Genomic DNA, 13060 nt, shown 5'->3' with positions numbered 1-13060 from the left:
GTGGATGCACATTTGTGCGTGGTAGCGGAGCGTTCCGTAAGCCTGTGAAGGGACAGTCGTGAGACATCCTGGAGGTATCGGAAGTGAGAATGCTGACATGAGTAACGATAAAGGGAGTGAGAGACTCCCTCGCCGAAAGTCCAAGGGTTCCTGCTTAAAGTTAATCTGAGCAGGGTTAGCCGGCCCCTAAGGCGAGGCCGAAAGGCGTAGTCGATGGGAACCACGTTAATATTCGTGGGCCTGCAGGTAGTGACGGATCGCGTGTGTTGTAAGGTCTTATTGGATTGATCTTGCAGCGAAGCGGTTCCAGGAAATAGCTCCTGCATATAGACCGTACCCTAAACCGACACTGGTGGACTGGTAGAGAATACCAAGGCGCTTGAGAGAACTGCGTTGAAGGAACTCGGCAAAATGCACGCGTAACTTCGGAAGAAGCGTGACCTCCATTTAGGCAACTAGGTGGGGGTGGCACAGACCAGGGGGTAGCGACTGTTTACCAAAAACACAGGGCTCTGCGAAGTCGCAAGACGACGTATAGGGTCTGACGCCTGCCCGGTGCTGGAAGGTTAAGAGGAGATGTGCAAGCATTGAATTGAAGCCCCAGTAAACGGCGGCCGTAACTATAACGGTCCTAAGGTAGCGAAATTCCTTGTCGGGTAAGTTCCGACCTGCACGAATGGCGTAACGACTTCCCCGCTGTCTCCAACGCAGACTCAGTGAAATTGAATTCCCCGTGAAGATGCGGGGTTCCTGCGGTTAGACGGAAAGACCCCGTGCACCTTTACTATAGCTTTACACTGGCATTCGTGTCGGCATGTGTAGGATAGGTGGTAGACTTTGAAGCAGTGGCGCCAGCCATTGTGGAGTCATCCTTGAAATACCACCCTTGCCTATATGGATGTCTAACTGCGGCCCGTTATCCGGGTCCAGGACCGTGTATGGTGGGTAGTTTGACTGGGGCGGTCGCCTCCTAAAGAGTAACGGAGGCGCGCGATGGTAGGCTCAGAACGGTCGGAAATCGTTCGTCGAGTGCAATGGCATAAGCCTGCCTGACTGCAAGACTGACAAGTCGAGCAGAGACGAAAGTCGGTCATAGTGATCCGGTGGTCCCGCGTGGAAGGGCCATCGCTCAACGGATAAAAGGTACGCCGGGGATAACAGGCTGATGACCCCCAAGAGTCCATATCGACGGGGTTGTTTGGCACCTCGATGTCGACTCATCGCATCCTGGGGCTGGAGCAGGTCCCAAGGGTATGGCTGTTCGCCATTTAAAGCGGTACGTGAGTTGGGTTCAGAACGTCGTGAGACAGTTCGGTCCCTATCTGCCGTGGGTGTAGGAATATTGATAGGATCTGTCCCTAGTACGAGAGGACCGGGATGGACGTATCTCTGGTGGACCTGTTGTCGTGCCAACGGCATAGCAGGGTAGCTATATACGGACGGGATAACCGCTGAAGGCATCTAAGCGGGAAACCCACCTAAAAACGAGTATTCCCTATCAGAGCCGTGGAAGACTACCACGTTGATAGGCCGGGTGTGGAAGTGCGGCAACGCATGTAGCTTACCGGTACTAATAGCTCGATCGACTTGATCACTCCCATTTACAATATCCATCGAACAAACTTCGATGAATTTATAGCGCTCACGCCAGTTTGGCTCCGCCAAACGGCTGCGCGGGCGCGGCCTCCGGCCGGCACACAGTCGTGTGCTTATTGTTTATCAGCGTTTATCGCTGAATTATCTGCACGAAAGACAACCAGCTTCTCATATTTGTGTTCTTCGCCGACCTGGTGGTTATGGCGGAGCGGCTGCACCCGATCCCATTCCGAACTCGGCCGTGAAACGCTCCAGCGCCAATGGTACTTTGTCTTAAGACACGGGAGAGTAGGTCGCTGCCAGGTCTGCCAAGAACACAAATCAAATCATCTTCTCAAATACATACAAAACACCCATAGCGCGGGGTGGAGCAGCCCGGTAGCTCGTCAGGCTCATAACCTGAAGGCCGCAGGTTCAAATCCTGCCCCCGCAACCATCTCTAATTGCGATCTAGCATCGCGCACATCAGCCGCCCCAACCGGGCGGTTTTTTTGCGTTTGCAAGTTCTGACCAGAGCAGGTCCCCGCAACCATCTCTAATTGCGAAGAGCCCGCCCTTGTGGCGGGCTTTTTCGTGTTCAGGGATATGGCCAATATGCCAGCGAGGTCCCCACGAACGTCGATCAGAAGCTCGTCTTCGACGGGCGTTAGAATGATCTCTTGCACCAGCGACCGGATAATGTCGGACGCTGTCATCCGCTTGGCCTCCGAATCCTCTTGCAAGGCGTCGTACAGGTCCGCGACCTGAAGGCGATAGTAGGTTGCCATGTTTGGATGCAGGAGGGGCGGAGGTTCATCCGCTTCTGCTAGAAACTGCTCCATTTCCTTTTTTCGGCGCTCAAGGCTCACCATCTTCTCATTGAGCCGATCGGCGGCTCCGCCCTTTAGGATCAGGTTCAGAAGGGTGTCCAGTTCCCGGTCGATCTTTTTGATTTCTGCTTCGGCCGAATCGATCGATGCACGTCCCTCCATGCGCAGCCGGTTCATCTCGCGGGTGAACTCGTCACAAAATTCCTTAAATAGGGCCGGGTCCATCAAATGGTGGCGAAGGGAGCTGAGCACGCGGGCCTCGAGCCGGTCACGGCGAATGTTCTTGCGATTGTCGCAGGTTCCCTTGTTCCTCGCTGTCGAGCAGCCGACCAGATCCGCTGAGATCATCGAGTAGCCGCCACCGCAGCGGGCACATTTCGTTAGGCCGGAAAAGAGGTATTTCGGTCGCCGGCGTTCACGGAAATGGTTCTCGACTGCCCCGCCATCGCCTCTCGTGTGCTTAATGGCGGCTTGGCGGCTCTTTGCCGCGTTCCACAGGTCCTCGTCGAGGATGCGGAGTTCGGGCACTTCTTGAATAATCCATTCGGATTCGGGGTTTGGCCGCGCTTGGCGCTTGCCAGTGTCCGGGTCCTTGATAAACCGCTGACGGTTCCAGACCAGTTTGCCAATGTACATCTCGTTGTTGAGAATGCCGTTGCCGCGCTTGGCATTGCCATTGATGGTGCTGAAGCCCCAATCTCCACCACCCGGCGCAGCGATGGCGTCCTTGTTCAACTCGACAGCAATGCGCTTTGGCGACTTGCCGGTGTTGTAGTCCCTGAAGATGCGACGGATGACGTCGGCTTCAATCTCGTTGATGGTCCGGTCCCCGCGTACTGGCTCGCCGTTGCCGTCCAGCTTCTTGACGACATCGTAACCGTAGCAGTTTCCTCCACCGGACTTACCGGCTTCTACACGGCCGCGCTGTCCGCGGCGCGTTTTGTCGGCAAGGTCTTTGAGGAACAGCGCATTCATCGTGCCCTTGAGGCCGACATGCAAATGAGTGATCTCTCCCTCGGAAAGGGTGACGATTTTCACGTCGGAATAGGTCATGCGCTTGAAGATGCCCGCAATGTCCTCTTGATCGCGAGACAGCCGGTCCATTGCCTCGGCAAGGATGATATCGAACCGGCCACGATTGGCATCGGTGATCAGTCCCTGGATGCCGGGGCGGAGCAGGGAGGCGCCGGACACTGCGTGATCGGTATATTCCTCGACAATATGCCAACCATGCTTTTCAGCATGGAGGCGACATACGCGCAGCTGGTCGGCGATGGATGCGTCCCGCTGGTTGTCCGATGAATAGCGAGCGTAGACAGCGACTTTCACGATGCAACCTCCTGAGATTTGATCAGGAGCGCGCTGTGTGGCGCTTCTCCCGCTCCTGCTCGTAGAGCTCGGTCGCAGCACGACGTGCGAGAAGGCGAACCATATCGACCAGGCGCGGATCTGGGCCAGCGCCCATGCGTAGGAGAGTGAGCTCGGGTTGCCCGAACTCCTTCTGCTCCTTCCGCTTGGTCTTTGTATCCCGTGCCATATTCGCGCTCATCCTGTGGGTCGCAGAACGACAATGGCGCGAAAATCTCTCTGTTTACAGAGAAGTAGACGGCGGAAAATGACCTTGAAACGGTTGATAAATCGGGCAATGGCGTAATCCTGCGAAGCATAGCGTCGCGCAAATACTGGCGCGAAAAAGTGCAGCTATAGGCTCACAGGGATAATGAGCGTCATCGTGCACACGACGACGCTCCAGCCATATCTTTGTTGCCAATTGTAGCTGGGAGTAGCCAGTTTCTCAAGGCCTGATTGACGTTTAGCGTGTCGCACTCTTTTGTGCTGGATGTTTCGGCGCATCGAACGAGAGTTGCGCAACTGACGAGTATGATGAGTGCGTTAGGAGACGCCCCATCCCGTTCCGGGGGCGGGACGGGATGGGGCCAACCGTCCGGATGGGGCGGTCCGGACGATATAAGCTTTCACGGATTAACACCGTGAGCGACAGCATGGGCGGCGTGGGTTGCGTAAGCGCATAACCTTCTTCAGATGCTCTGCTAGAAACTCCTCACCGAAGCTAGTCCGTCTCGGGATACGATTCGTATATCGCTCGAACTCCTTCGAATATTTTGGCTCGTTCCTCTGGATCCCAGCTATAGAATCCAATTATTTCAGTGAAATAGAAGCCTGATAATGCGAGGTATGCCATAAGAGCGGAACGTGGGCGCGCTCCCGATGCCATCTTCTGGAGATCAGAGAGCATCACATCTTGAATCTTCTTCCCTAATTTGCCGCTACGGGAAACGGATACTCTCATCACCATCGCCATGGCGTGCCTGGCCTCTTCATCGATTTTTTCCGCATCCCTGATCCGCCCAAACAGTTCTGGATTGGGCGCAGAACCAGCTGCCATTATCTCCAGAGCCTGCCGCTCGAATTTCTGGTTGATCCGGCGATCGATCAGCGCTTCAAGAAGAGCGGTCTTCGACTTGTGATCATAAAGTACGGTGGATTTGCTCACTCCGGCCTTCTGGGCTACCGCAGATATTGACAAGCCGGCGGTACCTAGTTCCACCAGTACACACTCGGCTGCATCGAGAATCTCATCCCTCATGATTCTACGATGCCGGCCCACATTACTCTCCAGTTTGTCACTCGGATCACTACAAGTGATCAACTGATGAAGCTTGCGTCTCCAGTACAGCCGGAGAACGTCGGCTTCTCATTAACGATCGGAATTGTCTCAATTCTTTGGCTTTAATTCTGAGGTGCATGGTAGTCGTCGCTCTTCCTCCTGAATGCCAAAGCATAGAGCGCGGGTATCAAAAACAGGGTGATCAATGTCCCGAGCGCCAAGCCGCCCATCATGACGGCCGCCATCGGCCGCCATAGAGGCCCGCCGAACATGAAGAGGGGTATTAGACCGGCGATACAGACCATCTTGGTCATCAGGATCGGACGGAGCCGAACTTCTGCGGCATGGCCCACCGCATCCAGCAGCTCGCGCCCGGATCTGCGTTCTTCGGCTATCCTGTCGAGCATCAGCACTGCATTGTTGACGATGATGCCCATGAGGGCGAGGAAACCAATCGTCGCCGTATAGCTCATCGGCTCGCCGGATATCAAAACACCAAGGGTGCCGCCAATTAAAACAAACGGCATGGATGCGATTACAATCAGCGCCTTCCTTGTGCTGCCGAACTGCCAAAGGAACAATAGAAACATGGCGATCAATGCCAGAGGAGCATATCCATAGAGCCCTGCATTGGTCTTTTGATTTTCCTCGATTTCCCCTCCGAACGCGACTTTGTGGCCCGGGGGGAGATGGAGTTCGGCCAATATCGGTTGGGCAGCGGCCATCAAGGCCGATGCATTCATAGTCTCGTGCCGCGCAGAGACCTCGATCGTCGGCAACAAATCGCGCCGGCTGACCACTGACTGCTGATGGCTTAGGTCAATTGTTGCCACTGCCCCTAGGGGAATACCAGCCTTGCTGCCCCCAACCGGGAGGGAGGCCAGTCGATCAATCGAAAGACGATCTCCCTGATCGCCGCGCACGAAAACGGGTATGTTTGAGTTGCCTTCACGGATTGTCGTCGCGTAGACCCCGCTCTGGGCACCGTTGACGGCTTCAAAGACCTCGTTATTGGATAGGCCGGCAGCAGCGACACGTTGTTGATCAACGCTAATTGACAGGCGTAGTTGGGGGGCTTCCATGTTGGTATCAACACGGGCCATCCCGGCTATCTGGTGAAGCTGTTCTGAAAGCTTTTGTGCGGCATTCTGCAGCGCGGTTCGATCAGCCCCTTCGAGACGAAACACAGCTGTTCCCGCCTCCGTAGCGCCGAGAGAAAAACGTTTTGGATCAAACTTTCCCTCGGGGAAATGCTCCTTCAAACTACTTTTTATTTGGGCGACAAGAGCATCAGGGTCGGCGTGATCCGCAATGTTGACGACTGCATAGGCTCTATTTGGCGCAGGCTTTGGAGGGTTGAGGCCGAGGATAAACCGAGGTCCACCGTCAGCGACATAAACGACATGGCTAGTGACTTGCGGAAACTCGTTTTTATCGGCCAAAGTTTGTGACAGACGCTGCGCCGTTTGCATCGTTTGAGCAGTTCCGATTCCAGGGGAGAACTCAATCGGAACCTGGATCTGCTTACGCTGAGAAAACGGAAAAAGTTCGGGCGGAATAGATTGGGAAACAACCCCGGCTATCACCAGCAGCGTGACCATTGTTGTAACAACAAGCCATGGCCAAACAACAATCTTGGTAACTATCCAATGATAGCCGCGGTTGATGCGGCTCATAATCGCACCTTCACTCTCATGCCCGTGCGTTTTTTTGATGAAGCGCGGCGCAAGCAACGGAATGACTGTAACACCGAGCACCAACGAAACGATGAGTGTTATCGCAAGGACAATCGCCAGGCTACGCATGTATTCCCCGGTCTCGGTCTGCCCGGCTACCAACGGTATGAATGCGAAAATAATAGCGAGCGACGATACCAGAAGAGGGACGAACATAGTCTCACCGGCCATGCGGGCCGCTTCAAAACGCGGTTCGCCTTCGGCGACGCGCCTTTCATAGTCCTCAACGACGACGATGCCGTTGTCGACAAAGATGCCGAGAGCAATGATGATGGCGGCGATGGAGATCTGATGCAGTTCGATCCCGATTGCTTGCATGATGAGGAGAGTGACAAGAACCGTCATCGGAACGATAGCGCCTGTTACAAGGCCGCTGCGCCATCCCAGGAACAGCACGACGACGCCCAGAACCACCACGACAGTTTCGAGGAAGACTTTCCCAACCTTCTGGAGTTCATCCGAGACGACTTCAGCCTGATTGGTAATTGCACTAACTTCCAATCCGGCCGGTAGCGACGAACGGACTTCGTTCAATTTCTCGTCCAAGCCTTCGGAAAAGCTTATCACGTTGAGGCCATTCAGCATCGAAATGCCGAGAACCACAGACGGCTGGCCGTTGAAGAATGCTCCGCCTTGTGGTGGATCCTGAGGGGTCTGTCGGATTGTTGCGATCGAGCCAAGCAACACGGTGGATCCATTCCCTGTTGAGATTGGGAAGGACGCCAGCTCGCTTACTCTGATGGGGTGGTCGCCAGACTGGACAGCGATCGACATCCCGCCTTGCGATATCTCGCCGGTTAGCAATCGCTGATCGCGACTGGCAAGGGCGCGCGTGACATTGGCGACGCCAATGCCGGCGTCACGAAGGCGGGCTGGATCGAGATCGATATAGGCGATATCGCGTCTCACTCCGTGAAGGGAAACGGTTGCAACACCTTTCACGCTTTGCAACTGATTGCGGATGTGCTTTGCCCATATCTCCAACTGGCCTGTGGTGTAACCTTCGCCAGTCAATGCAAGTGTCCTGACCGCGACCCGGCCAAAATCGCCGTTAAGACGCAGCCCGGTCGTGCCTGCGGGCAGTTCTCCTTGCGCGTCAGCGAGGCGCGCCCGGACCTGTTGCCAGATCTCGGGTACAACCTCGGCCGCGACATTTTCGTGCAGGAAAACATAGATAAGCACACTGCCCGGACGAATCTGGGTCTCGATCAGGCGTACCTCGCTCTGTCCTCGGATCGCTTCTTCAATTGGACGTGCGAGGCTGCTTTCGAGGCGATCAGCCGTTTCGCCGGGCAGATATGCTTCGACGGTCGCGACCCGGAGGGTGACGGTTGGTTCTTCCGTTGCAGGAAAATCAAGGAGTGCGATGAAGCCGACTATGCAAGCCAGAACGGCTGTGACCAGAACAAAGCGCGGACGTGAAAAAGCAGCGCCGGTCAAAGAAAATGGAAGTGATTTCATGTCGGCGTGCCTCACAAACCGGGAGTGACAATCTTGACGGATTGCCCATCTCGAAGGAACGCGCCGCCGGCTGCTACGACGGACGCACCGACAGGAAATGGAGCCGATATACGAGCGTCAGCTCCCTCCAGGCCGCGAAGCCTAACGGCAGTACGTTCGATCTGGCCGCCGTCTTTGATGAGGTAGACATAACTTGAGCCGCCGCCATCGAGGTTTATCGCCGTAGCAGGTACTCGCTTGATGGTTTGATCGCCCACATCACCGGCAATACTGACCTGCACGATAGCGCCGGGCAAAACGCCGCCGGTCTTCACTTCCAGTCTGACCCGCACGACGCCGCCGCTCTCCACTTTCGGCGAAACCGAAAGAATGACCGCTTCACCCTCGGTGGAGCCAGCCGTGTAACGGGCGCTCTGACCCGACTTGAGTTGGGCCGCCAGTGCCTGCGGTGCAGTGGCTGCGATGACCCGGCCGCTTTCATTTTCGATTGAGAACAGTACCTGCCCCGGAGCGACAACCGCACCGACCTCAGCCGTGCGTGTCGAAATCCGGCCGGCGCTTGACGCTCGAACAATAAAAAGGTCGGCTTCGTTCTTGGCAAAGGAGACCGCCGCTCGTGCGGAATCCAGAGCGGCTTGAGTTGCAGTGGCCTCAGCGACAGCGGCAGAACGCCCTGCCTCTGAAGCGGAGCCCTTGGCAGCCAGAGTGCTGATCCGCTGTGCAGCCGCCGCTCGGTCAATGGAGAGCGCCTCCACCCTCCGTAGTTCTTCCTCAGCCTGTCGGATCCTCAGTTTCGCGGAGGTGTCATCGATCATGGCGAGTATGTGACCCGCGTCTACCGCATCACCGACATTGCCATTGAGCTGGACGATGCGGCCGCCTTGGGCGGCGCTGGCCTGCAGCGGCTCCTTCGACTCTACGACGCCGGTAATCACTTCAGATGTGCCAAGATCCTTGCTGGCGACCGCGGCAGATACGAATGCGGACCCGCCGGTGCCAGTGGTGGATTTTTCTTCACCTTTGCACCCAGCAAGTGTCACTGCCAGCGCCACGGTGATGCCCGATAATAGGATCCGAACCTTCGATTTCGCTATGTCAGCGTGCCCGGAAGACGTCGTAGATCGCATGAGATTCCCATTCATCAACAAAGATTAAAACCTCAAAACCTTGAACGTCTCGGGTCAGTTCACGCACGGCGCCAGAAGCGTTCAGTGGGGACCGGAAGCCCCGAAGCGTCAGTCGCAGTGAGCCGTCGAGAACCACCATTCTCGATACGCATTTCCAGAAGATACCATCTGGATGGTTTGATGGCAATAGGTGGTGACGTGCCGTGTGCTGATGGCAAGAGAAACCACAAACATCGCTTGGCGGGGCGCTGTTGGAGATACCGCGGCAACATCTCTCGCGGTCATTCAGCATGTTTCAGTAGTAGTTTTGTATCGTAAGCATCCGAACAGCCACGCGGTATCTGCACGCGCGGATGACGACCAATCGGTCTATGGAGATTAGGTTGGTCGAAGTGGGGCGCTTGGCGTAGCGGGCCGTCAGGTTTTCCGGCGTGTTCGACGCGCCCATTTTTCGACCAGGTCTTCAACGGCTCTGTTGAGGTCGGCGAATGCAGCATTGTTCGGGTCGAAGTCTTTGGCGCCCCACCATTCGGCCAGTTCGGCGTGCCGCTCATGAGCGGGATCGGCGAGCGCCTCCCGGAACTCCTGGTATCCCCAAGGCCCGCCGACGTCTTCAGGCGGGCAGCGCCCCGTCGCCTCGATCAGCATGGGGTCGCCCAGCGCAACGATAGGGAACGTGCGCTCGATCTTGATGCTGTGCGTCCAACCGTCACCGAAGTCGTAGTGGTATTTGAAGGATTTCGCGCCGGTGTCCTGGATTGCCGACAGGAGCGAGACCTTGCGCGCATCGATCGGGCCATCCCCCCATTCTTTGTCGGGCAAACCAAAACCGACGTCGCGAATCTGGAACTCATACAGATGGGTATTCGTCCAGCCCATCGCGGCCTGCAAGACCTCATGCAATCGGCTGAGCCGGATGCGCCACGGCACGACAATGCGCCGCATCACCGTTGGCTCGACATGATCAAGAGTGACCTTCAGACGGACCAGGGAAGCTGCCATCGTCAGGCCGCCAGCATGAGGGCGGGGCTTTCAGCTTGGCGTAGCCGCTTCCACTCCCACGGAAGCAATTCGGGCAGACGCGAGGCCGGAAGGTCAGCGATACGGGTGAGGATATCGGCGAGCCAGGCTTTGGGGTCCACGTCATTCAGCCGTGCGGTCATGATGAGCGTGAGCATGATGGCCGCGCGATCGGCGCCGCGGTCGGAGCCGGCGAAGAGCCAGGCCTTTCTTCCGCAAGCCACGCCGCGCAACGCTCTTTCCGCGCAATTGTTCGTCATGCAGATCCTGCCGTCGTCGGCATAGCGGGCAAAGTCGGCCCAGCGTGACAGCATGTAGTCGATCGGCCCGGACACCGGCGACGAGCGCGAGAGGCTGGCCCGCTCGGCGCGCAGCCATTCCTCCATATCGTTCAGCAAGGGCTTGCTCTTCTCCTGCCGGACGGCAAGCCGCTCTGCCGCGCTCAGGCCGTTGATATCGCGCTCGATGGCGAACAGGGCATCGATGCGCTTCACGGCCTCAAGGGCTACCGGCGAGATCGGTTTGGCCCCCTTGCCGCGCCGGGCATTGCGGGCGACATCGGCCAGTTCAAAGAACTTCCGGCGCGCATGGGCAAAGCAGAACGCGGGCGTTGCCGGCATCTGCCTCCTCGTCCGGTCGAACAGCGGATTGAAGCCGTTGTAGCAATCAGCCTGAAGGATGCCGCTGAAGTCGGCCAGATGCTTTTGCGGGTGTTCTCCGCGCCGATCGCTGGAGGCGTAGAAGACCGCTGCCGGCGGCGCAGGCCCGGCGAACGGGTGATCGTCACGCACGTAAACCCATATTCGCCCGGTTGTGCAATGGCCCTTGGCCAGGATCGGGATCGTCGTGTCGTCGCCGTGAAGCCGTTCGGCCTGGAACACATGCGTCTCGATCAGGTCGAAGACCGGCTTGAGGGCAAAGGCGACGTGTCCGACCTGATCGGCCAGCGTCTGGGTCGACAGATCGATGCCCTCACATTTGAAGCGCGTGCTCTGGCGGTTCAGCGGGATGTGCTGCCCGAACTTGTCGAAGACGATCGTCGCCAGAAGGTTCGGGCCGATGAAGCCGCGCGGTGTGGCGTGGAACGGCGCGGGAGCCTGGCTGATCGCCTCGCAATCGCGGCAGCTGAACTTCTCGCGCACCGTCTCGATCACCTTGAAGCGGCGCGGGATCTCCTCCAGCGTTCTGGTGACGTCCTCGCCCAGCTTCGACAGCCGCAATCCACCGCAGCAGGTGCAAGCCGTCGGCGCGTCGAGAACGATGCGCTCGCACTCGATATCCTCCGGCCAGGGCTGACGCACCGGCCGCTTGCGCGTGAAGGCGCGCACGGTCTGCGTTTTGGCCGCGGCCTCCTCGGCCGCCAGTTCGTCCTCGGCGGCCGACGCCACGAGTTCTTCGAGCTGCAATTCCAACTGGTCGATCAGCCGCTGGGTACGCTCACGGCTCGGCCCGTGCTTGGCCCGTTCCAGCTTCCCGATCAGCAATTGCAGATGCGCGATCAGCGCTTCGGTACTCGATAGCCGCGCCTTCGCATTGGCGGCTTCCGCTTCGGCCTGAACCCGCGCCGCGCGCTCGGCCAGCAACGCCGCATGGGCGCTGGCGAGGTCCGAAGGTAGGGAAAGCGGCGGTAATGTCATCGTGACATTCAACCAGATTTCCCAACAATCTCAATGCTTAAATGCAATCATACTCGCGTTGGTCGCCAAGTTTCCTGCGGCGCGCGCCAATCAATTCCGGAGAGCAGGTAGGAAAGCTGTGCCGACGAGATTGCCACCGCGCCACCTTCGGCTGAGGGCCAAATGAACCTTCCTCGTTCCAGCTTTTTCGTGAACAGGCACGCCCCCTGGCCATCGTGCCAGACGATCTTGACCAGATCGCCGCGCTTGCCCCTGAAGCAGAACAGATGGCCACCCAGCGGATCGTGCTTCAGCACCTCCTGCACCCGCAGCGCCAGCGACGGGAACCCACACCGCATATCCGTATGGCCCGTCGCCAGCCACACCCGAACACCTGTCGGGATCGGGATCATTCCAGCGTCTCCAGCCCCCGCAGGATGCGCACCAACACATCGACGTCAACGTCACGATCGACGATGACGCGCCGACCGTTCGCGCTCAGTATCTCCATCCGCCCAGTGTCCGATGGCGAATTCAGTGGTACAGGCGCCGGCACGGTCGCCTCCGCCACGACAAGTGCCGGCACGAAGCCATCAAAATTGCCGATGGCAAGCCGACCCTCCCGATACGCGCGTCGCCACGTATTCAACTGCGAGCGAGAGAGCCCGTACTTGCGCGCCGTCGCAGACGCAAGGCGTGGAGCAGAATAGCTCTCCTCCACAATCCGCAGCCGCACCGCATCGGTAAACTTGCGCCGGCGGCCAAGCTCGATAATGTCCATCCGGCTCACATCCGACCGGTAACTGTCCTTATTCACGTCCATAAGGACAATCGGCCACATTCACATCAAACTGAAAAGGCGGCCCACGCCGGATGCGTACTTTGTATCCACACGTAGAGCGTTCAAGATACGTGCCGACGGGGCAGTGACGCCGTGTAGAGTGGAAAGACAGTGTCCCGCCTTAAGTCCGCCCTTGCAGCGTATATTAGCTCGCGTGGCTCCGGCTCGCGGAGTGCCTATAAGGCCGAAGAGGAGTGGGGATGGATAAAAATATCTACTATTGTT

General features: G+C 57.6%; 9 protein-coding genes, 1 tRNA gene and 2 rRNA genes (1 of these 12 running past the window's edge). 3 read left to right on the top strand and 9 right to left on the bottom strand.

Annotated features, from left to right (window positions below; genetic code table 11):
• The 3 genes from ABDF71_RS16820 to ABDF71_RS16810 form a co-directional block, all read left to right on the top strand.
• Positions 1–1595, top strand: a 23S ribosomal RNA gene (locus ABDF71_RS16820); it begins 1217 nt to the left of the window's first position.
• 191 nt (positions 1596–1786) lie between these two features.
• Positions 1787–1901 (top strand): 5S ribosomal RNA (rrf, locus tag ABDF71_RS16815).
• Between the two features lie 54 nt (positions 1902–1955).
• A tRNA-Met gene (locus tag ABDF71_RS16810) sits at positions 1956–2032 on the top strand.
• On the opposite strand, the gene ABDF71_RS16805 is transcribed toward ABDF71_RS16810, so the two are convergent.
• The 9 genes from ABDF71_RS16805 to tnpA form a co-directional block, all read right to left on the bottom strand.
• Positions 1989–3734, bottom strand: a complete 1746-nt coding sequence (locus ABDF71_RS16805) for a recombinase family protein (protein ID WP_082546393.1) — start codon at positions 3732–3734, stop codon at positions 1989–1991. The genes ABDF71_RS16810 and ABDF71_RS16805 overlap by 44 nt on opposite strands.
• A 22-nt stretch (positions 3735–3756) precedes the next feature.
• Positions 3757–3942 carry a hypothetical protein gene (locus ABDF71_RS16800; protein WP_062425056.1) on the bottom strand — a complete coding sequence of 62 codons (186 nt, stop codon included), beginning with the start codon at positions 3940–3942 and terminating at the stop codon, positions 3757–3759.
• 534 nt (positions 3943–4476) lie between these two features.
• Positions 4477–5013, bottom strand: coding sequence for a TetR/AcrR family transcriptional regulator (locus ABDF71_RS16795; RefSeq protein ID WP_082546390.1), 537 nt, complete (start codon positions 5011–5013; stop codon positions 4477–4479).
• Between the two features lie 143 nt (positions 5014–5156).
• On the bottom strand, positions 5157–8231 hold the full coding sequence (locus ABDF71_RS16790; RefSeq protein WP_062425054.1) for an efflux RND transporter permease subunit: 3075 nt from the start codon (positions 8229–8231) through the stop codon (positions 5157–5159).
• Positions 8232–8242: 11 nt separating this feature from the next.
• Positions 8243–9358, bottom strand: coding sequence for an efflux RND transporter periplasmic adaptor subunit (locus ABDF71_RS16785; protein WP_162248430.1), 1116 nt, complete (start codon positions 9356–9358; stop codon positions 8243–8245).
• A 417-nt stretch (positions 9359–9775) separates the two neighbouring features.
• The gene (locus ABDF71_RS16780; RefSeq protein WP_500061691.1) at positions 9776–10360 is read right to left on the bottom strand and encodes a plasmid pRiA4b ORF-3 family protein; all 585 of its coding nucleotides are present in this window, start codon (positions 10358–10360) and stop codon (positions 9776–9778) included.
• A gap of 2 nt (positions 10361–10362) precedes the next feature.
• Positions 10363–12015 (bottom strand): IS66 family transposase, encoded by a 1653-nt coding sequence (gene tnpC / locus ABDF71_RS16775; RefSeq protein WP_500061822.1) that lies wholly within the window; start codon positions 12013–12015, stop codon positions 10363–10365.
• 47 nt (positions 12016–12062) lie between these two features.
• Positions 12063–12407, bottom strand: coding sequence for an IS66 family insertion sequence element accessory protein TnpB (tnpB, locus tag ABDF71_RS16770; RefSeq protein WP_500061690.1), 345 nt, complete (start codon positions 12405–12407; stop codon positions 12063–12065).
• On the bottom strand, positions 12404–12817 hold the full coding sequence (gene tnpA / locus ABDF71_RS16765) for an IS66-like element accessory protein TnpA (protein WP_500061689.1): 414 nt from the start codon (positions 12815–12817) through the stop codon (positions 12404–12406). Before tnpA ends, tnpB begins: the two co-directional genes overlap by 4 nt.
• Positions 12818–13060 lie beyond the last annotated feature (243 nt).

This window comes from Ochrobactrum sp. WV_118_8 (genome assembly GCF_039631535.1).
Taxonomy (GTDB): domain Bacteria; phylum Pseudomonadota; class Alphaproteobacteria; order Rhizobiales; family Rhizobiaceae; genus Brucella; species Brucella anthropi.
The sequence above is the reverse complement of the archived record's forward strand: the minus strand, read 5'-3'. Positions and strand labels throughout refer to the sequence as shown.